This window comes from Catellatospora tritici (assembly GCF_019083965.1).
Lineage (GTDB): Bacteria > Actinomycetota > Actinomycetes > Mycobacteriales > Micromonosporaceae > Catellatospora > Catellatospora tritici.
This window is the reverse complement of record NZ_JAHRCY010000006.1, coordinates 84,843-105,305: the sequence shown is the minus strand read 5'-3', so window position 1 is coordinate 105,305 and position 20,463 is coordinate 84,843. Positions and strand designations below refer to the sequence as shown.

Genomic DNA, 20,463 nt, shown 5'->3' with positions numbered 1-20,463 from the left:
GAGGCGGCGCCGGGACAGGCCACGTGCCGATGCGCGGCCCTCCGTCCGGGTGGGACGGCGGCAGCGCCACGAGGGCTGCGCCTGGAGTCTATCGGCTCTTCATGACAGCTCGGTGCTGCTGCCCGGTGTCGTCCCCGACGCATCCGGTGTCATCCCCGCCACGCCCGGACCCGCACCGAGGCTGCCCGGAGCCGTTTGGGCGGTGCCCGGTGACGCTCCGGTGGACACGCGCGGGCGCGGCGCCGACCAGCGCCGGTACAGGGCCGTGATCCGCACCACGAAGACCAGCAGCACCGCCGCCGTGTACGTGAGCGCGTTGCCCAGCCCGGACCCCGCCAGCACCGCCACCATGATCGCGCCGAGCAGCGACGCCACCGCGTAGATCTCGCGGCGCAGCACCACCGGGATCTCCCCCAGCAGCAGGTCGCGCACCAGGCCGCCGCCGATGCCGGTCAGCATGCCCAGCAGGCACGCCCCGAACGCGGGCACCCCGGCGTCGAGCGCCTTGAGCGTGCTGGTGACGGTGAACAGCCCCAGGCCCGCCGCGTCCAGGCCGTACACGGTGCGGCGCAGCCGTTCCAGGTGCGGGTGCAGCCAGAACACCGCCAGCGAGGCGGCGATGGCGGTGGCCGGATAGCGCCAGTTCGCGAACACCAGCGGTGGCACCTGGTTGATCACCAGGTCGCGCAGGATCCCGCCGCCGAGCGCGGCCACGAAACCGACGAAGACCACGCCGAAGATGTCCAGCCGCTTGCCCACCGCCGCCGAGCCGCCCGAGGCGGCGAAGACCGCCACCCCGGTGAGGTCACCGATCAGCAGGAGCGTCGACGTACTGTCCACCGCCGCAGGTTACTGCACCCGGCACCGCCCACCTCGGCATAGATCGTTCGAGTTGCCGGGCAATCGGGCACTCGGGAGGGCTGGATACGCCCGAGTGCCAGGCAACTTGGCTGATCAAGGGGCCCGCTCAGGGGGCTGCGCCGTACCACGAGGTGTAGAGGGTGTCGATGTCGGCGGCGGTGGGCAGCGAGGTGGAGGCGCCGCGGTTGCGGGCGCAGCAGGCACCGGCGGCGCAGGCCCAGCGCAGCGCGTCCAGCATCGGGCGGCCCTGGCCCAGGGCGACGGCCAGCGCCCCGGTGAACGCGTCGCCGGCGGCGGTGGTGTCGACGGCCTCGACCTGCGGTGCGGGCACCTCCAGCCGTACCCCGTCGCGGTCGGCGTAGGCCGCACCGGTCGCACCCAGCGTGAGCACCACCCGCGGCACCGCCGCGAGCAGCAGTTTCAGCAGTTCGTCGGGGGTGCCGTCGGCACCGGCCAGCGCCGCCGCCTCGCCCCGGTTGACGACCAGCACGTCCACGGCGTCGAGCAGCCCGTCGGCCGACGGGGGCGCCGGGGCGGCGTTGAGGATGGTCAGGGTGCCGGCGGCGCGGCCCGCGCGCAGCGCCTGGGCCACCGCCTGCGGCGGGATCTCCAGCTGGCACACCACGACGTCCGAACCGGCGATGAGTTCCAGATCGGCCGCGTCCAGCTCGACCAGCTGTGTGTTGGCGCCCGGGGCGACGACGATCAGGTTCTCCGCGGCGGCGTCGACGGCGATCAGGGCCACGCCCGACGGCCGGTCCACCCGGCGCAGGCCGTCCAGGTCGACTCCGGCGGCGGCGAGACTGCCGCGCAGCTCGTCGCCGAACGCGTCCCGGCCCACGGCGCCCAGGAAGTGACATCGCGCACCGGCGCGGGCGGCCGCCACCGCTTGATTGGCGCCCTTGCCGCCGGGAACGGTGAGGAAGTCGTCGCCGAGCACCGTCTCGCCGGGGCGCGGCAGCGTGGCCGCGCTCACCACGAGATCCATGTTCGCGCTGCCCACGACGACCACGTTCGCGGTCACGTCCGCTTCAGGTGGCATGGGTGCTCCCGATCGGTGGACCCCCGTGCGTGCCGGCTGGGACGCCGGCACGGCCTCACCAGTGCGTCACGCGGACAGCGACTCGTAGATCTCTCGGCACTCGGGACAGACGGGGAAGCGATTGGGGTCGCGGGTGGGGACCCAGACCTTGCCGCACAGGGCCCGGACCGGGGTTCCCTCGACCATCGCCTCGAGGAGTTTGTCCTTCGGCGCGTAGTGGGACATGCGCTCGTGGTCGCCCTCGTCCAGCCGGTAGTCGGTGGCGACGCGCTCATCAAGGGTGGTGCTGGGAGTAGTCACAGGTGTGGTCACCCGAACATTGTCTCAGGTGAGCGGCGCGAGTCCCAGTCTGATATCACCGCCGGGCCGTGGCCGGGCCGCAGCGGGCCCATCGGGTAGCGTCATGATCGTGACTGAGCTGAGCATCCAACTCGGCGCGGAGGTGAAGGCGGCCCTGGCGACCGGCCAGCCCGTCGTCGCGCTGGAGAGCACGATCGTCTCCCACGGGCTGCCCCGCCCCGACAACCTGCGCGTGGCCCGCGAGATCGAACAGGTGGTACGGGACAACGGCGCCGTGCCCGCCACCATCGGCATGGTCGGTGGCCGCCTCGTGGCGGGCATCGACGACGAGGCGCTGACCCGCCTGGCCGTCGGCGAGAACGTGGCGAAGCTCTCGGTACGTGATCTGGCCATCGCCGCCGCGCTGGGCGTCGACGGCGCCACCACCGTGGCCAGCACCAGCGCCGTGGCGGCGGCGGCCGGGATCGGCGTGTTCGCCACCGGCGGGCTGGGCGGCGTACACCGGGAGGCGGCACAGACGTTCGACGAGTCGGCCGACCTGACCACGCTGTCGGACACGCCCATCGTGGTGGTCTGCGCGGGCGTCAAGTCGATCCTCGACGTGGGCGCCACCCTGGAGCGGCTGGAGACGCTGGGGGTGGGCGTGGCGGGCTACGGCACCGACCGGTTCCCAGGCTTCTTCATCCGCGACAGCGGCTTCGGCGTCGACTGGCGGCTGGACACCCCGGACCAGGTCGCGGCGGCCATGCGCGCCCAGCGTGACCAGGGGGTGCACCGCGGCGCGATCATCGTGGCCAACCCGCTGCCGACCGACGAGCAGCTCGACCGCGAACTGCACGACCGGGTGCTGGCCGAGGGCCTGGCCATCGTCGAGCGGGACCGGGTCACCGGCAAGCAGGTGACGCCGGTGCTGCTGTCGCACTTCCACGCGGCCACCCGGGGGCAGAGCCTGGCGGTCAACGTACGGATCATCCTGCGCAACGCGGCCCTGGCCGCCCAGATCGCGGTCGCGGCGGCCAAGCAGTGATCCTCACCGTCGGCGACCTGGTCACCGACGTGCTCGCGGTGCTGCGGGCACCGCTGGCGCCCGGCTCGGACACCCCGGCCACGGTGCACGTGGCCGGGGGCGGCCAGGCCGCCAACACCGCCGCCTGGCTGGCCGCGATCGGCGCGCCGGTGACCTTCGTCGGCGCCGTCGGCGACGACCAGGCCGGGCGCGACCGACTGGCCGAACTGCACCAGGCGGGGGTACGGACCCAGGTCAGCGTCCGCCCCGGGGCGTCCACCGGCAGCATCGTGGTGCTGACCCACGAGGGCGAGCGCACCTTCATCACCGACCGGGGCGCCAACCTGCTGCTCGCCCCGGCCGACGTCGACGCCGCGATCGCGCACGGCGGGCAGCTGCTGCACCTGTCCGGCTACACGCTGCTGGACCAGCCGTCCCGGCCCGCCGGACGCCGGGCGCTGGCCGCGGCACGGGCAGCCGGGCTGCGTACCAGCGTGGACGCGGCCTCGGCGGCGCCGCTGCACGCGGTCACCACGGAACTGATCGACGACGGGCCGACCGGGCACCCGTTCCTGGACTGGGTGCGCGGGGTGGACCTGCTGCTGGCCAACACCGACGAGGCGACCGCGCTGGCCGGGCCGGGCACCCCCGCCGAGCAGGCGATGGCGCTGTCGTACGCGATCGGCGGGCAGGTGGTGGTCAAGCTCGGGCCGTACGGCGCGCTGTGGGCCGGACCGGGCGGCGTGGTCCACCTGCCCACCGACCCGGCGCCCATGGTCGACGCCACCGGCGCGGGCGACGCGTTCGCGGCCGGGCTGCTGCACGCCTGGATGTCCGGCGCCGACCCGATGCCGTGCCTCCAGGCCGCCTGCCTGCTCGGCGCCCAGGCCGTCGGCGTGGTCGGCGCCCGCCCGCCCCTGCCCCGCCCGCTCGCCTGACCGGGCGTGCCCCGCCCCGGGGCGGCGGGGACGGATGGGAAGGGGCAGGATGGAGAGGGATGCTCGGATCAGGGAGGCGCGCGTGAAGCGGCAGGACAACCAGCCGGTGCTGATCACGGATGCGGCGCCCAGCCAGGACGAGGAACTCAGGTTCCGGGAGCGGCGCTACATCCTGATGATGCTGCTGCGTGCCGCCTGTCTGATCCTCGCGGGCATGCTGGCCATCTTCCACGCGCCGTGGCTGTGGCTGTGGCTGCCGCTGTGCGGCGTCGGCATGGTGCTGCTGCCGTGGCTGGCGGTGCTGCTCGCCAACGACCGGGCGCCCAAGGACGAGCACCGGTTCAAGCGGTACCGCCGCCAGACGCTGCCCCCGAACGCGCTGCCCAGCAAGCCCGCCGGGGCGACGTTCGAGGGCGAGACGCTGGACGGCGCCACTGTCGAGGACAAGCGCTAGCGGTCACCCCAGCCGGACGCGTACCCGCCGGTTGGCCTTGCCCTTGCTCTCCACCTTGACCACCTGCAGCTTGCCGATCTGCGACGTCGACGCCACGTGCGTGCCGCCGTCGGCCTGCACGTCCAGCCCCACGATGTCGACGATGCGGATCTCCTGCTCGTCGGCCGGGATCAGGTTCGACTGGGTACGGATGATGTCCGGCAGCGCCAGCGCCTCCGCGCGTTCCAGCACCCGGGTCACCACCTGCCGGTCCGCGCCGACCTCGGCGTTGACCAGCTCCTCCAGCCGGGCCTTGAAGTCGCCCGGCACCTCGGGCAGGTTGAAGTCCATCCGGGCCTCGCCCGGCTCCATGTTGCCGCCGGTGACCAGCGCCCCGAAGTCGCGGAACACCACCCCGCACAGCACGTGCAGGCCCGAGTGGGTGCGCATCAGCAGGCTGCGGCGGGCGTCCTCGACCGCGCCTACGACGCTGGTGCCCGCGGGCGGCAGCGGGTCGCCCTCTTCCGGGATCAGCCACAGGTCGTCGCCCTTGCGGGTGCCCGCGATGCGGGTCTGCACGCCCTGCCACAGCAGCACGCCGTGGTCCGGCGGCTGGCCCCCGCCGCCCGGGTAGAAGGCCGAGCGGTCGAGCACGATCCCCTGCTCGGGGTCGCTGTGCACGACGGTGCAGGTCCACTCGCGCAGGGTGGGATCGGCCAGGTCGAGGCGCTCGGTGCGCCCGTGGTGTGTGACGCCCATGACCGCGCAGTATATCCGCGGTTAACGCGGTCCATCCCGTTTCAGTCGCGCCGGACCGGCTCCACGCTGCGCGCCTCGACCGCGCCGTCGGCCAGGATGTGCAGCAGCACTTCTTGGCCCTCCGGCCGGGGCCGGGCCGCCTTGCCCTTGCGGTTGGACCGGCCCACCGACTTGGACACCGCGGGCCGCGTCGGCCGTGCGGCCCGCCGGTCGGGGCGCCGTGCCCGGGGCCGCACCGCCACGGTGAGCCAGTACTGCTCCTCGTCGGTGTGCCACTGCTCCTGGTGGAACCAGCACCTGACCTCGGCCGCGCCCGGCGCCCGCACGTCGAGCGGGTCCAGCCGGGTGTCCAGTCGCTCCAGCTCGGCCGTGCCGGCGCAGCGGGCGTACGCGGCCTTCAGCGTCCACATGCGCAGGAAGCGGTCCTGGCGCTGCTCGGCGTCGGTCTGCGCGAGCCGGGTCTGCTCGTCGGCCGACAGCAGCGGCCAGGGCAGCGCGTCCGGGCCGCGCTCGGCGCTGCCGAGGTCCACCCCGATGTCGTACGACTCCGACACCGCGATCGCCAACAGCGTCGGCGTCTGCGCGAAGCTCAGATCGATCCCGCCGACCGGCCCGAACACCGCGAGTTTGCCGAAGCCGCTGCGTCCCAGCACCCAGTCGCGCGGGGCGACCTCGCCGTGCCACTCGATCGACAGGATCATGCGGATCAGCGCCCGGGTCACCACGTACGCGCTGCGCCGCTCGCCGGAGCGCAGGGTCGCCGCCTCGGCCAGCTCGTCGGTGCTGAGGAACTGGGCCAGCTCGTCCCGGCGGCGGTGGCACTCCTGCAGCCGAAACAGCGACAGTGCCAGCCCGGTCGACTGCCCACGCCGTTGGGGCGGGGTGGCCCGCAGCTCGGCCAGCAGCAGTCGGGCGGCGGCCCGGGAGCCGCTGCGCGGTGCCGTCGGCTCGGGCACGTCGACCAGCTCGCCCACGACCTCGCCCACCACCTCGTGCACGACCTCGCCGACGACCTCGCCCTCGATCACCGACTCCGGCAGCTCCACCCGCAGCTGGCGGGCCGGGTTGCCGTCCCACACCTGCCCGGCCGGCACCTGTTCGCCCTTCATCAGGAACGAGTGCGGCCCGAGCACGCCGCCGTCGCCGATCCGTACGCCATAGTGGACGAACGCGCCGACGCCCAGGGTGCAGCCGGAGCCGAGTTCGGTGTGCTCGGAGCGGAACACCCCGTCCTCCTGCGAGTGGCACTGGATCACGCTGTTGGCGTTGAGGGTGCCGTCGTCACCGATGCCGACCAGGGTCTTCTCCGGGATGTAGCAGCCGTCGTCGAACAGCCGCCGCCCGACGCGCACGCCCAGCGCCCGCCAGATCAGACCCCGGAACGGGGTGCCCGCGAACGACACGCCCGCTTCGAGCTTCCACAGCCGCTCGTGCCACCAGTAGTACGGGTCGTAGATGGAGCACCGCATCGGCCGCAGCCGCCGGAACAGCCCCACCGCGCGCTCGACCAGCACCGTGTACGCCGTGTGGTAGACCAGCCCGACCACCCCGGCCAGGGGCAGCACGGACAGGCCCCAGTCCGACAGCAGGTCCAGCGCGGTCAGGGTGAGCAGCAACGCGCCGTACGCGTAGCCGAACCCGACCAGCAGGTACAGCACGATCGTCACCAGGTTGTAGCGGTTCTTGGCGCGCAGCCGCCGTTTCAGCTCGTCACCGGTCGGCCGGTCGCCCGGTTCCCGGGCCACCCCGCGCGGGATCTCGAAGGACGGCGACCCGAGCAGCCCGGTCCCGGTGCGGACTCCCCCGGTGGTCGGCACCGCCGTCTTCGTGCCGAACAGGCAGTCCTCGCCCACGGTCGCCTGCGCCGGGTAGGCCAGGTTGTTGCCGAGGAAGCTGCGCGGCGGGACCGTGGTGCGCGACAGCCGAAACGAGGTGGCCGACACGTCGCTGTTGATCAGCGACAGCCCGTCGGAGACCATCGTGCCGGTGCCGACACTGCACAGGTACGGCGAGTCGTGCTTGAGCTCGTTGCCGAAGTTGGAGCCGGTCTGGACCACGTTGCCCAGGTCGTAACCGAGCCAGCGCAGGTAGTGCACGATGAACGAGCTGTCCCCGAACAGCCGCATGAAGTACGCCGAGTTGCTCCACCGTCCGACCGCGACCTGCAGCCAGTGGTGGATCCCGTAGAGCCGGTACACCCGGCTGGGCTTCAGGAACAGGTTGAACAGGCGCGGCACGGTCAGGACCACACCGAGCCCGAGCAGGGCACCGCCGACGAACATGATGCCGGTGATGATCGCGACGTCGCGGTAGTAGTAGCCCCGGGTGACGGTCAGGTCGGCCGCGCCGAGCATTCGGGCCAGCACCGGCACCCGGGTCAGCAGCACGACCAGGAAGGCCCAGGCCAGCGGCCCGGTGAGCAGCAGCAGGTTGGCCAGTTTGAGGGTGCAGTACACGGTCTTGCGGACCGCCCCGATCCGCATCGGCGGCGCCGTGGCCAGGTCGCCGCCCGCGCGCTGGGCCGGGCTGCCCTGCCAGTACTGCCCCGCCGGGACCTCCTGTGCCGCGTGCAGCGACGAGGCGTGCCCGAGCCGGGCGCCGTCGCCGACGCGGGTGTCGATGTCGAGCACGGACTGCTCACCGATGATCGCCTCGGCTCCGATGGCGATCGGCCCGGTCTGGATCAGCCCGGCGTGCGCCCGGTACCCGCTGAAGTGGACGTCCTTGCGCACGACGGCACCGGCGCCGACGGTGAGCAGGTCGGTGCAGACCGGCACGGTGGTGGACATGATCACCGCGCCGGGCCCGATCTTCGCGCCGAGCAGCCGCAGGTAGACGTTGTAGAGCGGAGTGCCCGCGAAGGCGGCCAGCGGGTTGCCGCGCACGACCGTACGCCCGAGCCAGAAGCGCAGGTAGCCCAGGCTCCACACGGGCACCTCGCGCGCCTTCCAGCGCCCGATGAGCAGCCACTTCAGCGCGATCGGCAGTGCGCAGCCGACGACGAACGCGGCCGCCGTGAACGCGGCGCAGCGCAGGTACAGCTCCACCCAGCCGGTCGCGGCCGAGGCGTAGCGGTACCCGACGACCAAGAGCGCCGCCCCGAGGTAAGCCCCGGCGATCATGAGCAGCACCTGTGCGGCGCCGGTCAGCACGTAGCGGACCGTCGCGGCGCGGTGGGCCGTGCGGGCGGGCACCGGCTGCGGCACCGGCGCCCCGGCGGGCAGGTCGGCCGGGGCGGGTCCCGCCGCGGCGGCCAGCGCGCGGACGGTCGGGTTGAGGTAGATGTCGCGCATGGACACCGGCGGCAGGTCGGCGCGGGCCCGGACCTTGGCGCAGAACCGTGCCATCAGCAGCGAATCGGCGCCGAGCTCGTCGAAGAAGTGGCTGTCCACGCCGAGGCGGTCGACCCGGACCGTCTCGGCGAGCAGCTCGGCCAGGCCGCGTTCGACCGGCCCGACGGGCTCGGTGGTGGTCTGCGGCCCGGTCAGGCCGCGGTCGCCGCTGGGCGGCGGCAGGCTCTTGCGGTCGGCCTTGTCGCTGGGCAGCATCGGGATCGCGTCCAGCTGCTCCAGGTACGCCGGGATCATGTAGCCGGGCAGGCGGTCGCGCAGGCGCGCGTACACCAGCTTGCGGTCCAGTTCCGGGGTGTCGGCGCGCAGGCTGTAGTAGCCGACCAGCTCGACCGCGCCGGGTTCGGGCTCGTGCGTGGCCACCACGGCCGCCGCGATGCCGGGCACCTGCAGCAGCACCGACTCGATCTCGGTCAGCTCGATCCGGTAGCCGCGGACCTTCACCTGGGTGTCGATGCGCCCGTGGTATTCGATCTCGCCGTCGGCGTTGACCCGGCCCAGGTCGCCGGTGCGGTAGATGCGGCCGGACGGGTTGTGGTCCAGCTCCAGGAAGTCGGGGATGAAGGCGCGCTCGGTGAGGTCGTCGCGGTTGACGTAGCCGACGGCCAGGCCGATCCCGGCGATGCCGATCTCGCCGAACTCACCCGGGGGCAGGGCGCGCGGCGCGTCGGGGTCGAGGATCACCGCCGCGTACGTCGGCAGCGGCAGGCCCAGCGTGATCGCCTTGTCCGGGTGCACCTGGGTCCAGGTCGCGGTGACGGTGGCCTCGGTCGGGCCGTACACGTTGAGGAACCGGCGGCCGGGCCGGTGCCAGCGGGTGACCAGGTCCTGGGGGCAGGCCTCGCCGGAGACCAGCAGGAAGCGCAGCCGGGGCAGGTCGGCGTCCAGGGTGGCCAGCAGCGTCGGTACGCAGCACAGCGCGGTGACCTCGCGGGCGTCCAGGAAGTCCCACAGGTCCTGCCCGAGCAGGCTCGCGCCGCCCGGCTTGGGCACCAGCGTCGCGCCGACCAGCCACGGCACCCAGATCTCCTCGACCGAGAAGTCGAACGCGATGGTCATGCCCTGGTACATGCGGTCGTCGGGGTGCACCTCGTAGCACTCGGCCGCGACCCGCACGAAGTTGCAGATGGACGGATGCTCGACGGCGACACCCTTGGGCCGCCCGGTCGAGCCCGACGTGTAGATGATGTAGGCCAGCTCGTCGACCGGCTCGCCGCGCTCCCGGTCGGCCAGCCGGTATCCGGCCAACGCCTCGATCGCGTCGGCCTCGTCGTCGACGCAGAGCAGCTCGGCCTCGTGCTCGGCGAGCCGGTCCCGCAGGTGCGCCAGGGTGAGCACCAGCCTCACCCCGGCGTCGGCGGTGATGTAGGCCAGCCGGTCGGCGGGGAAGCTCACGTCCAGCGGCACGTACGCGGCGTTGATCTTCATTACGGCGAGCATGCCGACGTAGGCGTGCACGGCCTGGTCGAACAGCAGCGCGACCCGGTCGCCGGGGCGCACACCGCGGGCGGCCAGGTGCCGGGCGAGCCGGTTGGCCCGCACGTCGAGCTGGTCGTACGTGAGCGTCACGTCCCCGGCGTCGACCGCCAACCGGTCCTCGCGGCCGTAGCGCCGCAGCCGGTCGCACTGCTGCTGGAACAGGTCGGACAGCCGCTCCCCCGGTCGGCACCGAGGTTCGTGGCTGAACCCGGGGCAGGTCACCGCCAGCCCGTCCGCGCCGCCGGGGTCCAGCTCGGACAGGTCGTCGGTGACCAGGCCACTGCTCATGGTCGAACCTTTCCTTCGGCGACGTGGACGGGCGGGGCCGGGTATGGGTCAGACGTCGTCCGCGCCGACCGCGTCGCGCAGCAGCTCCTCCGCCTTCCGTTGGCAGGGCGGCGTCGGGCAGCAGGCCCGGATGGCGTCCAGCAGCACCTCGCAGGCGGTGTCGACGGTCTGGGCGTCGACGTTGAGCGGCGGCAGGAGGCGCACCACGCAGGCGTCGCGGCCGCCGAGCTCGATGATCAGGCCCTGCCGCAGCGCGTACGCCTGCACCTGTCGGGCGAGCTCACCGGCCGTCCGCCCGTCGCCGGGGTCGGCCAGTTCGATGCCCCACATCAGGCCCAGGCCGCGCAGTTCCCGTACCGCCGCGTGCTCGCGCAGCGGGTGCAGCCGGTCGGAGATCTGCTCACCCCGCGCGCTCACGTTGGCCAGCACGCCGTCGCGGTGCATGATGCGCACCGCCTCGGCCCCGGCCGCGAAGGCGAGCTGGTTGCCCCGGAAGGTGCCGGTGTGGGCGCCGGGGGCCCAGACGTCGAGGCGCTCGTCGTACATGATGATCGCGACGGGGGTGCCGATACCCGACAGCGCCTTGGCCGCCACGATCACGTCGGGCTCGATGTCGTACTGCTCGAAGGCGAACCAGGTGCCGGTGCGGCCGCAGCCGGTCTGCACCTCGTCGACGATCAGCGGAATCTCCAGGGTCCGGGTCAGCGCCCGCACCCGGCGGACGAAGTCGTGGTCGGCCGGGATCACCCCGCCCTCGCCCTGCACCAACTCCAGGAGCACCGCCGCGGGCGGCGCGATGCCGCCGTTGGGGTCCAGCAGCGCGTTCTCCAGCAGCGAGGCGCAGTTGGTCTGGCAGCTGTCGGGGCGCAGACCGACCGGGCACCGGTTGCAGTACGAGTACGGGAAGAAGTGCACCCCCGGCACCCCGTTGGCGATCGGCCGCTTCTGCGCCACCAGGCTGGACAGCGCCATCGCGGCGTGGCTGCCGCCGTGGTAGCCGCCCTGGAACGACACGACGTCACCCCGACCAGTGGCGGTCTTGCACAGCTTGATCGCGGCCTCGATGGCGTTGGCGCCGGTCGGGCCGCAGAAGTGCACCTTCATCCGCTCGCGCAGCCCGGGGGCCAGCATGGACAGCTGCGCGTCGACGAAGTCGTCCTTGGCGGGGGTGGGGAAGTCCAGCGCGTGGGTGAGCGTGGCGACCTGCTGGGTGACCACACGTACGAGTTCGGGGTGGTTGTGACCGAGCGACAGCACGCCCGCGCCGGTCAGGAAGTCGATGAAGACGTTGCCGTCGACGTCGCGCACGTAGCTGCCGCTGCCTTCGGCCAGCGCGATGGGCAGGTGCCGGGGGTACGTCCGGGCGTTGGACTCACGGCGCTGCTGGCGCGCGAGCAGTTCGGCCGAACGGGGTCCGGGCAGGTCGCCGTGTACATATGGTCCGGTCGACGCCTCAGGCCCGCTGAGCAGTGTCATTGGTTCTCCTTCTGGGTGCACGGATCCAGTGGTCACCGGATCCGGTGAGCACGGCGGTGGCGCCCGGTCCTGGAGCACCATGCCATAACGACTACTGTTTGAAATCGTTTGCTCACCCGTCGTGATGCTACCCACGGACTGTCCGAACAGTCCGATTTTTCTAAGGTTCGTTCCATGTCTGGAGAATCGCGCAGCTCAGCGCGGCCGTCGGCGCCACCGAAGGGCGCACAGTGGCGGGCTTCGTTAGCATGCGCGGTATGTCCAGGACCAAGCTCGCGCTCACCGCGCTCGCCATAGCCGCCCTCGCCCTCACCGGCTGCACGCCCGCCAAGGACGACGACAAGCCCGCCGAGACGCTGCCCAGCGCCCAGCAGTTGCTGGGCGAAGGCGCGACGGCGATGGCCGCGGTGACGACGGCCCACTTCGTCATCGACGTCGACGGCAAGATCAGCGGGCTGAGCCTCAAGCACGCCGAGGGCGACCTCACGAACAAGGGCGAAGCCACCGGCTCCGCCAAGATCGAGCAGTTCGGTGCCCTGTTCGAGGCGAAGTTCGTCATGCTCGGCAGCGACCTCTGGCTGCAGGGCCCGACCGGCGGCTACACCAAGCTCCCGCTGTCGGCCGCCGCCACCGTCTACGACCCGTCGGCCATCCTGGACCCGAACCGCGGCGTGGCCAAGCTGCTCAGCACGGTAAAGAGCGCCACCACCGAGGCCAAGGAGACCGTCGACGGCCACGACGTCTACAAGGTCAAGGTCGAGCCGGACCAGGCCGCGCTCGCCGCACTGGTCCCGGGCGCGCCCGCCGGCGTCACCGGCTACCTGTGGCTGGACGCGAGCACCAAGCAGCTGGTCAAGGGCGAGTTCAACATGCCCGCCGCCGGCAGCGACCCGGCGGGCAAGGTCACCGTCGCGTTCACGAACTACAACGCCCCGGTCACCGTCACCCCGCCCGTGTCCTGATCTCGTGACCACCCCCGAAATTCACGCGCCCGCCGCGCCGACGCGCCACCGCCTGGCCGTCGGCGTCGGCGGGCTCGCCGTACTGCTCGGCGCCCTCGACACGTATGTGCTGGTCTCGGTACTGGTCCAGGTGATCACCGACATCGGCATCCCGATCAACCACCTGGAGCGGGCCACCCCGCTGGTCACCGGCTACCTGCTCGGCTATCTGGCCGCGATGCCGCTGCTGGGCAGCCTGTCCGACCGGTACGGCCGCCGCCTGGTCATCATCGCCTGCCTGGCCGGGTTCGCCGCCGGGTCGGCGCTGACCGCCACCGCCACCGGCCTGGTGCCGCTGACGGCGGGACGCGCCATCACCGGCATGGCCGGCGGGGCGCTGCTGCCCGTGACGATGGCGCTGATCGCCGACCTGTTCCCGCCCGCCTCCCGGCCGACCGCGCTGGGCTGGGTCGGCGCCGCGCAGGAACTAGGCGCCGTGCTCGGCCCGCTGTTCGGCGCGGGCGTGGCCGCATGGCTCGGCTGGCGCGGCATCTTCTGGCTCAACCTGCCGCTGGCACTGGTCGCGGCGGTCGCGGTGTGGTTCATGGTGCCCCGGCGCGACCCGGCCGCCCCGCGCGGCGGGAAGATCGACGTGGTCGGCGGGCTCCTGCTGGCGCTGGTGCTCGGGTTGCTCGTGGTCGGCCTGTACAACCCGGACCCGCAGCACACCATGCTCTCGCCGTGGGGCGGGCCGGTGCTGGCCGCCGCGGCGGTCGCCCTGATCGCGTTCGTGCTGTGGGAGCGGCGGGCCCGCACCCGGCTGCTCGACCCGACCGGGGTGCGGATGGGGCCGTTCCTGGCCGCGCTCGGCGCGAGCCTGTGTGCCGGGGCCGCCCTGATGGTGACCCTGGTCGACGTCGAGCTGGTGGCGCAGACGCTGCTGCGGGTGGACGCGTTCGAGGCCACCCTGCTGCTGACCCGCTTCCTGGTGGCGCTGCCGGTCGGGGCGATCCTCGGCGGCCTGCTGATCAAACGGCTCGGCGAGCGCTGGCCGACGGTGCTGGGGCTGCTGCTGGCCGCCGGGGCGTACGCGCTGATCGCCGCCTGGCCCGCCGACCTGCTCGCGGCCCGGCACGACCTGGGCCTGTTCACCCTGCCCCGGCTCGACACCGACCTGGTGCTCGCCGGTCTCGGCCTGGGCCTGGTCATCGCGCCGCTGTCGGCGATCGTGCTGCGCATCGCCCCCGCCGACCGGCACGGCGTCGCCTCCGCCGCGGTGGTGGTGGCCCGGATGACGGGCATGCTGGCCGGGGTCGCCGGGCTGACCGCCTGGGGGCTCTACCGGTTCCAGCAGTTCACCAAGGACCTGGCCACGCCGTTCCCGTTCGGGCTGACCGAGGACGAGTACAAACGCCAACTGGCCGCGTACACCACGGCCCTGCAGGACGCGCTGCGCGCCGAGTACCGGGAGATCTTCGTGGCGACGGCGGCGATCTGCCTGCTCGGCGCCCTGGTCGCGCTCGCCCTCCGCCCTCGTGCGGCCACCCCGGCGGCGCCGCAACCGGCCGCCGTGCGCACACCGGCCGACACCACGGTCTGACGCCGACGGCGTCCACGCGACGACGAACCCGCTGGACCGGCCCCGGCCGGATCTGGTCTGCTTCGTAGCGTGGACGCCGTCGCCTTCTTCACCTACCCCAGCCTCCCGTCCGACGACTGGGCCCCCGAGCGGCGGTGGGGCATCCGGGTCAATGGCGACGACCTGCGGTTGATCGCCGCCGAGGCCACCCGCGACCTGTGGCTGGCCGAGTACGAGTTCGAGGCCGACCCGGACGACGGCAGCGACCACATCACCGGCCAGCACAGCAACCTCGACGCCGCTGATCTGGCGGCGCCGTCGCGGTTGCTCTACGGCGAGCCGGACGACGACTACCGCACCGGCCCCGAGCCGCCGTGGGCGGGCCGCGTGCCGCTGCTGGGCTGCGGCGCCTGCGAGATCTGGGCGTGTTGGCCGCTACTGGCGCGGGTCGACGCCGATGCCAGGTCTGTCCGCTGGTCAGGATTCGTCCAGCCGCACCGCGGCACCTGGGGAGAGCTGGATATCGGGCCGTACGAGTTCGCCCGTGCCGCATACGAGCAAGCGACTGCGGTGCCCGGAATGTTGACCGTCGATCCGCTGACCACGTGGCGGACGACTCAGTAGCACCGGCAGTGGCACCCTCGGTAGCATCGATGTCATGAAGCTCAGCGTCAGCCTCCCGGACGAGGACGTCGACTTCGTCGACGACTACGCCGAGCGCAGCGGCATGTCCACGCGCTCGTCGGTGCTGCACCGTGCCATAGACCTGCTCCGCGAGCAGGACCTGGAAGCCGCGTACGCCGACGCCTTCGACGAGTGGGAGGAAGGCACCGACGCCCCGGGCCCAGGCTGGGACAAGGTCGCCGGCGACGGGCTCGCCGATGCGCCGCGGTGACGTCTACCTGGTCGATCTCGAACCGCACCGGGGCGCCGAGGCCGACAAGGTCCGGCCCGCCGTCGTGGTCAGCAACGACGCCGCGAACCGGGTCGCCCAGCGCACCGGCCGCGGCGTCGTCACCGTGGTCCCCGTGACCACCAGCACCGACCGGGTGTACCCGTTCCAGGTGCTGCTGCCCGCCGCCGAGTGCGGGCTGCGGCAGGAGTCCAAGGCCCAGGCCGAGCAGGTGCGTACGGTGTCGGTGCAGCGCCTGCACCGCCGCGTCGGCACGGTCCCACCCGAGCAGATGGCCCGCCTCGACGACGCCCTGCGCACCCACCTAGGGTTGTGATCATGACGGCGACGGTGACGGTACGACAGGCGGGACCCGACGACGTGGCGGCGCTGATCTCGCTGCGCCGGGCCTGGACCGCCGAGCAGCACGGGACCGACGATCCCGACTTCGACGCCCAGTTCACCGCCTGGTACGCCGCCGAGTCGGGCCACCGCGTGTTCTGGCTGGCCGAACTCGACGGCACGGCGATCGGCATGGTGAACCTGGTGATCTTCACCCGCATGCCGAAGCCCGGCTTCCCGGCCGGACGATGGGGGTACCTCAGCAACGCCTTCGTGCTGCCCGCACACCGCGACGCGGGCGCGGGCGCGGCCATGATGGACGCCCTACTGGCCTACGCCCGAGCCGAGAAGCTGGTCCGGGTACTGCTCAGCCCCTCGCAGCGCTCGGTGCCGTTCTACCGGCGGGCCGGGTTCTACCCCGCCGAATCGCTCCTGGTCACCAGCCTGGACGACGACTACGTGCCCTGACCCCGCCGCCCGCCGGGGAAGCTCTTTCACTTAGGCGCTACTGGTCAAGGACGTGCAGAAGCACTTGCCGACGTGGAGCGACGACTTCAGCCGTCGGGGCGTCACCCAACTGGCCGGTTTCCTCGCGGCCTGTGCGGTGGCGTCGGAGCCGCTGGGTCCGTCGCACACCGTCGACCAGTTCTGGCACGCGTTCATCGTCCGCACCGTCGACTACACCGACTTCTGCCACAAGATCGCCGGTCGCTACATCCATCACATCCCGGAGGACGAGCGCGAGCACGACCCCCGGCTTCCTGAGGTGGGCAACGAGATCCGGTCCCGAACGGTCGCCGCGATCGCGGCAGCGGGCCACGAAGTCGACCTGGAGTTCTGGCCGGTGCTGAGCGCAACCGAGTGCACGCAGTGCTACCAGGGCTGCCACGACAGCCCGAAGTAGACGGATGAAAGGCTGGGGCCATGGGATCTGAGCACTGGGACCGGTACGCGCAGGCGCGCCCGCCTCGTCGACTCGTGAACGCCGTCGGGGCCGGCACCTGGTTCAACTGGACCCAGTACCCGGACCATGGCCCCGGCCTCGAAGTGCTGAACCTCGAACGTGGGTCCCGGGTGCTCGACCTCGGGTGCGGCAAGGGCGGGAACCTGGCCCATGTGCATTCGACAGGACACCACGGGGTCGGAGTCGACGTATCGGCTCTGCAGGTGGCTCAGGCCCGGACCCGGTGGCCCGACCTTCGGGTGGTCCTCGGCGACGCGGTCGCCTTCCTGGAGGACGGCGATGGCGAGGAGCCCTTCGATGCGGCGTACTCGGTGTTCGGGGCGCTGTGGTTCGTCGACCCCGACGTCCTCCTCCCGGCGATCCATCGCCGGCTACGCGGCACGCTCGCGTTCTCGTGGTCCCCGATGAACGGGGTATCCGCGCTCGCCCGCTGGGACCTGGAGCCCGACGAATGGGGCGACCGCCTGGACACGCACGGGTTCGGGGCCATCGAGCACCTGGTGATCGACCCGCCGCCCGGCGTCGAGCGCGGACAACCCACCTTTCTGATGCGAGCGAGACGGGCATCGTGACGCAGAGGGCCCCGGGCACCATGCCGTCGGGGCCCTCATGCGTCCTGCTAAAGGTAGGCGCGGCTTCCAGCCACCGAACGGATGGTTTGGGCCAACTCGTCAGCGGTGCGGGTCGCCGTCCGCCCGCTCCACCGGGATCCACAGCTGCGCGTCGGCCTGTGTGCCGTCGGTTGAGATCCTGGTCCGCACCATCTCCGGACCGGGCCTGCTGCGGTACGGGTTGGACGGGAACCACTGCGTGAACACATCCCGCCACAGATGCTGCAGCGCCTGCGGGAACGGCCCCGAGCTCTCGAACACCGCCCACGTGCCCGCCGCCACCGGCAGCGCCGCCAGGTCCTCGGGCACGTCCGCGCCGGTCACCACCCCGTGCCAGTAGTCCAGCTCGGTGCCCTCGGACCGGTCCTCGCCCAGCCCGGCGCTGACGTTGACGATCCCGCTCGGCTCCTGGTCGCTCAGCGCCTCGATCCGCGCGGTCGTCTCCTTCGGAATCCCCTTCAGGAACGCCACGATCGCCGGGTTCATCCCCTCGTGCACCAGCGGGACCCGCGCCTTCAGGCCGACCAGCTGGAACCGCTCCTTCTCCACCACCCGATATCGCATGGTGCCACTCCCTTCCACGATGAGCCGGAAGGACATCCGCGGGTACGCGCGCAGCACCGCCCCGTCCCGGCGCGCCTCACCCGGCCCGACGCCGTGCACGGCCTTGAACGCGCGCGCGAACGCCTCGCCCGAGCCGTAGCCGTAGCGCACCGCGATGTCGAGCAGCGTCCGCTGCCCCGACAGGACCTCGGCCCCGGCCACGGTCATCCGGCGCCGGCGCACGTACTCCGATAGGCCGATCCCGGCCAGGGCCGAGAACAGCCGCCGGAAGTGGTACTCCGACGTCGTGGCGATCCGCGCCAGCTCGGCCGCGTCGATCTCGCGGTCGAGGTTGGCCTCGATGTGCTCCATGGCCTGGTTGAGCCGTTCCAGCACCAGCGGACTCCTTCCCTTGACGCGGTTCACGCTAGGCGCGGCTGACCTGCCCGGACCCGACTTCTCCTGGCCCGCTCCGGTCGGCTGGCAGGGCTCAATCTTGATACGCTCACGGATGAGGGTTCCAAACTTGGAACCATGTTACGGGTGGACGGAGACGCGGTGGACGGCTTCGTGGGGCGCGCGCGTGAGCTCGCGGCGCTGCGGCGGCAGCTCGACCGGGTGCGCGAGGGCGGCCGCACCGGCAGACCCGGCCGGGCGCTGCTGATGCGCGGGCGGCGCCGGGTCGGCAAGTCCCGGCTGGTCGAGGAGTTCGCCGGGCGCAGCGGCGTGCCGCACCTGTACTTCACCGCCTCCGCACAGCCTTCGGTCGAAGCCGACCTGCGGCTGTTCGTCGAGGCCGCCCGCGAGTCCGACCTGCCCGGCGCGGGGTTGTTCACCGACCAGACCCCCGGGAGCTGGGACGCCGCGCTGCGGCTGCTGGCCACCGCGCTGCCCGCCGACGGGCCGAGCATCGTCGTGCTCGACGAGATGCCGTACCTGATGGCGACCGATCCGGGGTTCGAGGGCACGTTGCAGAAGCTGTTCGACCGCGAACTGTCCCGGCTGCCGGTGCTGCTCGTCTGCATCGGCTCCGACCTGGCCATGATGGAGGCGCTCAACGAGTACGGGCGCCCGTTCCACCAGCGCGCCACCGAGATGGTGGTGCCCCCGCTCAACCCGGCCGAGGTCGGGCGGATGCTCGGCGTCCGCGCCGCCGAAGCCGTCGACGCCTACCTGGTCTCCGGCGGGCTGCCGTTGGTGCTCGACGAGTGGCGGGACGGCGCCGGGGTGCTGGACTACCTGGCCGCAGCGGTCGCCGATCCGACCTCGGCGCTGGTGGTGAGCGGCGAGCGGGCGCTGGCGGCCGAGTTCCCGCCCGACTCGCAGGCCCGGCTGGTGTTGGGGGCCATCGGGGCGGGCGAACGCACGTACACCCGCATCGCCCTGGCGGCCGGTGAGATCCCCAAGGCCTCGCTGACCCGTGCCCTCAACCTGCTCGCCACCAAGCGGGTCGTCGCCTCGGCCTTGCCGCTGTCGACGCAGCCCTCGCGGGAGACCCGCTACGCCGTCGCCGATCCGCACCTCCGCTTCTGGCTGGCCTTCGTCGGCCCGCACCTGCCCGAGATCGAACGCGGCCGGGGCGACCTGGTGCTGGCCCGCATCCGGAGCGGCTGGACCACCTGGCGCGGGCGCGCGGTCGAACCGCTGGTGCGCGAGGCGCTGCACCGGCTGCCCAGCGGAGAGTTGCCCGGGTCCCCCGCCGTCGTGGGCGGGTACTGGACCCGCACCAACGACGTCGAGATCGACCTGGTCGGCGCCGACCGTGAACCGGTCGCCAAGCAGATCACCATGGTCGGCTCGATCAAATGGCTGGAGCAGCGCCCATTCGACGTGCACGACCTGGGCGAGCTGGTCGCCCATCGGCGCCGGTTGCCGGGCGCCGACGCACAGACGCCGCTGCTCGCGGTGTCGCGCGTCGTCGGCAACCTGCCCGGCATCCGCACGCTCGGCCCCGAGGACCTGCTCGCCGCGTACGACTAGCCCTTCGCGGCCCTGGCACAGCCTCTTTCGCGGCTAGCCCTTCGCGGCCTTGGCATCAGCCTTCATCTGCTTCTTGAACTCGCGCACCTTGGCCAGCGAGGGGGCGTCGACGATGTCGGCGACCGAGCGCAGCGAGCCCTCCTCGCCGTACGCTCCGGCCGCCTCGCGCCAGCCCTGCGGCTGCACGTCGAACTGCTTGCCCAGCAGCGCGGTGAAGATCTGCGCCTTCATCTTGCCGAAGCCGGGCAGGTCCCCGAGGCGCTTGAGCAGGTCCTTGCCGTCCCTGGCCCCGGTCCACAGCGTGGCGGTGTCGCCGTCGTAGTCGTCGACGATCGCCTTGGCCAGCTTCTGGCTGCGCTCGGCCATCGAGCCGGGGAAGCGGTGGATGGCGGGCGGGGTCGCGTAGATGGCGGCGAAGCGCTCCGGGTCGTACGCGGCGATCTCGGCTGGGTCGAGCCGGGACACCCCCATCCGCTGCGCCAGCAGGTACGGCCCCTTGAACGCCTTCTCCAGCGGCTGCTGTTGATCGAGGAGCATCCCGAGGATCAGCGCGAACGGGTCCTCGGCGAGCAGTCTGTCCGCGTCGGACTCCTGCGCCAGCCACAGCTTCGTCATGCCCTACAGCCTGCCAGACCAGCGGGACGGGTACGGCCGACAGGCCCATTGACCGCCTCACGGC

The 20,463-nt window shown here is 72.4% G+C and carries 20 protein-coding genes; 12 read left to right on the top strand and 8 right to left on the bottom strand.

The genetic code is table 11. The features are described 5' to 3' along the window. Nucleotides 1-99: 99 nt before the first annotated feature. From KUA19_RS15235 to KUA19_RS15225, 3 genes are all read right to left on the bottom strand, one after another. The gene (locus tag KUA19_RS15235) at nt 100-840 is read right to left on the bottom strand and encodes a trimeric intracellular cation channel family protein (protein WP_217396650.1); all 741 of its coding nucleotides are present in this window, start codon (nt 838-840) and stop codon (nt 100-102) included. A 127-nt stretch (nt 841-967) separates the two neighbouring features. Further along, a complete protein-coding gene (locus KUA19_RS15230; RefSeq protein WP_217396649.1) occupies nt 968-1,903 on the bottom strand; it encodes a ribokinase in 936 nt (311 codons plus the stop codon). Between the two features lie 66 nt (nt 1,904-1,969). Continuing rightward, nucleotides 1,970-2,215, bottom strand: a complete 246-nt coding sequence (locus KUA19_RS15225; protein WP_217396648.1) for a DUF3039 domain-containing protein — start codon at nt 2,213-2,215, stop codon at nt 1,970-1,972. A gap of 91 nt (nt 2,216-2,306) precedes the next feature. Here KUA19_RS15225 and KUA19_RS15220 point away from each other — a divergent pair, with 91 nt between their 5' ends. The 3 genes from KUA19_RS15220 to KUA19_RS15210 all read left to right on the top strand — a co-directional run bounded on the left by KUA19_RS15220 (nt 2,307) and on the right by KUA19_RS15210 (nt 4,601). Continuing rightward, nucleotides 2,307-3,230, top strand: a complete 924-nt coding sequence (locus KUA19_RS15220) for a pseudouridine-5'-phosphate glycosidase (protein ID WP_217396647.1) — start codon at nt 2,307-2,309, stop codon at nt 3,228-3,230. Continuing rightward, nucleotides 3,227-4,147, top strand: coding sequence for a carbohydrate kinase family protein (locus KUA19_RS15215; protein ID WP_217396646.1), 921 nt, complete (start codon nt 3,227-3,229; stop codon nt 4,145-4,147). The genes KUA19_RS15220 and KUA19_RS15215 overlap by 4 nt, the downstream gene beginning before the upstream one ends. 82 nt (nt 4,148-4,229) lie before the next feature. Further along, entirely contained in the window at nt 4,230-4,601 is a 372-nt protein-coding gene (locus KUA19_RS15210) for a DUF3099 domain-containing protein (RefSeq protein WP_217396645.1), read from the top strand. Between the two features lie 3 nt (nt 4,602-4,604). Here KUA19_RS15210 and KUA19_RS15205 read toward each other — a convergent pair whose 3' ends face one another. The 3 genes from KUA19_RS15205 to KUA19_RS15195 are packed head-to-tail and all read right to left on the bottom strand — an operon-like array spanning nt 4,605 to nt 11,932. Further along, nucleotides 4,605-5,339 carry an alanyl-tRNA editing protein gene (locus KUA19_RS15205; RefSeq protein ID WP_217396644.1) on the bottom strand — a complete coding sequence of 245 codons (735 nt, stop codon included), beginning with the start codon at nt 5,337-5,339 and terminating at the stop codon, nt 4,605-4,607. Nucleotides 5,340-5,380: 41 nt separating this feature from the next. Next, on the bottom strand, nt 5,381-10,456 hold the full coding sequence (locus tag KUA19_RS15200) for a Pls/PosA family non-ribosomal peptide synthetase (RefSeq protein ID WP_217396643.1): 5,076 nt from the start codon (nt 10,454-10,456) through the stop codon (nt 5,381-5,383). Between the two features lie 48 nt (nt 10,457-10,504). Then, nucleotides 10,505-11,932, bottom strand: coding sequence for a diaminobutyrate--2-oxoglutarate transaminase family protein (locus KUA19_RS15195; protein ID WP_217396642.1), 1,428 nt, complete (start codon nt 11,930-11,932; stop codon nt 10,505-10,507). 257 nt (nt 11,933-12,189) lie between these two features. On the opposite strand from KUA19_RS15195, the gene KUA19_RS15190 reads away from it, so the two are divergent. The 8 genes from KUA19_RS15190 (at nt 12,190) to KUA19_RS15155 (ending at nt 17,222) form a co-directional block, all read left to right on the top strand. Further along, complete coding sequence (locus KUA19_RS15190) at nt 12,190-12,894, top strand: LppX_LprAFG lipoprotein (RefSeq protein ID WP_217396641.1); 705 nt, start codon at nt 12,190-12,192, stop codon at nt 12,892-12,894. A gap of 4 nt (nt 12,895-12,898) precedes the next feature. After that, nucleotides 12,899-14,473 (top strand): MFS transporter, encoded by a 1,575-nt coding sequence (locus KUA19_RS15185; RefSeq protein WP_308167457.1) that lies wholly within the window; start codon nt 12,899-12,901, stop codon nt 14,471-14,473. 69 nt (nt 14,474-14,542) lie between these two features. Beyond that, nucleotides 14,543-15,076: a hypothetical protein gene (locus KUA19_RS15180; RefSeq protein WP_217396640.1), complete on the top strand. Its 534-nt coding sequence runs from the start codon at nt 14,543-14,545 to the stop codon at nt 15,074-15,076. 34 nt (nt 15,077-15,110) lie between these two features. Beyond that, entirely contained in the window at nt 15,111-15,347 is a 237-nt protein-coding gene (locus tag KUA19_RS15175) for a ribbon-helix-helix domain-containing protein (RefSeq protein ID WP_217396639.1), read from the top strand. Next, nucleotides 15,334-15,681: a type II toxin-antitoxin system PemK/MazF family toxin gene (locus KUA19_RS15170; protein WP_217396638.1), complete on the top strand. Its 348-nt coding sequence runs from the start codon at nt 15,334-15,336 to the stop codon at nt 15,679-15,681. Before KUA19_RS15175 ends, KUA19_RS15170 begins: the two co-directional genes overlap by 14 nt. Nucleotides 15,682-15,683: 2 nt before the next feature. Further along, nucleotides 15,684-16,154, top strand: coding sequence for a GNAT family N-acetyltransferase (locus KUA19_RS15165; RefSeq protein ID WP_217396637.1), 471 nt, complete (start codon nt 15,684-15,686; stop codon nt 16,152-16,154). A gap of 52 nt (nt 16,155-16,206) precedes the next feature. Continuing rightward, a complete protein-coding gene (locus tag KUA19_RS15160; RefSeq protein WP_217396636.1) occupies nt 16,207-16,590 on the top strand; it encodes a glycine-rich domain-containing protein in 384 nt (127 codons plus the stop codon). A gap of 74 nt (nt 16,591-16,664) precedes the next feature. After that, the gene (locus KUA19_RS15155; protein WP_217396635.1) at nt 16,665-17,222 is read left to right on the top strand and encodes a class I SAM-dependent methyltransferase; all 558 of its coding nucleotides are present in this window, start codon (nt 16,665-16,667) and stop codon (nt 17,220-17,222) included. A 99-nt stretch (nt 17,223-17,321) separates the two neighbouring features. On the opposite strand, the gene KUA19_RS15150 is transcribed toward KUA19_RS15155, so the two are convergent. After that, complete coding sequence (locus KUA19_RS15150; protein ID WP_217396634.1) at nt 17,322-18,200, bottom strand: AraC family transcriptional regulator; 879 nt, start codon at nt 18,198-18,200, stop codon at nt 17,322-17,324. Nucleotides 18,201-18,338: 138 nt separating this feature from the next. Between KUA19_RS15150 and KUA19_RS15145 the strand changes: the two genes are divergently transcribed. Beyond that, entirely contained in the window at nt 18,339-19,784 is a 1,446-nt protein-coding gene (locus tag KUA19_RS15145) for an ATP-binding protein (protein ID WP_217396633.1), read from the top strand. 33 nt (nt 19,785-19,817) lie between these two features. Here KUA19_RS15145 and KUA19_RS15140 read toward each other — a convergent pair whose 3' ends face one another. Continuing rightward, nucleotides 19,818-20,399 (bottom strand): HhH-GPD-type base excision DNA repair protein, encoded by a 582-nt coding sequence (locus KUA19_RS15140; protein ID WP_217396632.1) that lies wholly within the window; start codon nt 20,397-20,399, stop codon nt 19,818-19,820. Between the last annotated feature and the right edge of the window lie 64 nt (nt 20,400-20,463).

Excerpts from the sequence above, each read along its gene's own strand:
- KUA19_RS15230 (WP_217396649.1), bottom strand. The coding sequence starts at position 1,903 with ATGCCACCTGAAGCGGACGTGACCGCGAACGTGGTCGTCGTGGGCAGC.
- KUA19_RS15220 (WP_217396647.1), top strand. The coding sequence starts at position 2,307 with ATGATCGTGACTGAGCTGAGCATCCAACTCGGCGCGGAGGTGAAGGCG.
- KUA19_RS15205 (WP_217396644.1), bottom strand. The coding sequence starts at position 5,339 with ATGGGCGTCACACACCACGGGCGCACCGAGCGCCTCGACCTGGCCGAT.
- KUA19_RS15200 (WP_217396643.1), bottom strand. The coding sequence starts at position 10,456 with ATGAGCAGTGGCCTGGTCACCGACGACCTGTCCGAGCTGGACCCCGGC.
- KUA19_RS15195 (WP_217396642.1), bottom strand. The coding sequence starts at position 11,932 with ATGACACTGCTCAGCGGGCCTGAGGCGTCGACCGGACCATATGTACAC.
- KUA19_RS15190 (WP_217396641.1), top strand. The coding sequence starts at position 12,190 with ATGTCCAGGACCAAGCTCGCGCTCACCGCGCTCGCCATAGCCGCCCTC.
- KUA19_RS15175 (WP_217396639.1), top strand. The coding sequence starts at position 15,111 with ATGAAGCTCAGCGTCAGCCTCCCGGACGAGGACGTCGACTTCGTCGAC.
- KUA19_RS15170 (WP_217396638.1), top strand. The coding sequence starts at position 15,334 with ATGCGCCGCGGTGACGTCTACCTGGTCGATCTCGAACCGCACCGGGGC.
- KUA19_RS15165 (WP_217396637.1), top strand. The coding sequence starts at position 15,684 with ATGACGGCGACGGTGACGGTACGACAGGCGGGACCCGACGACGTGGCG.
- KUA19_RS15145 (WP_217396633.1), top strand. The coding sequence starts at position 18,339 with ATGTTACGGGTGGACGGAGACGCGGTGGACGGCTTCGTGGGGCGCGCG.
- KUA19_RS15140 (WP_217396632.1), bottom strand. The coding sequence starts at position 20,399 with ATGACGAAGCTGTGGCTGGCGCAGGAGTCCGACGCGGACAGACTGCTC.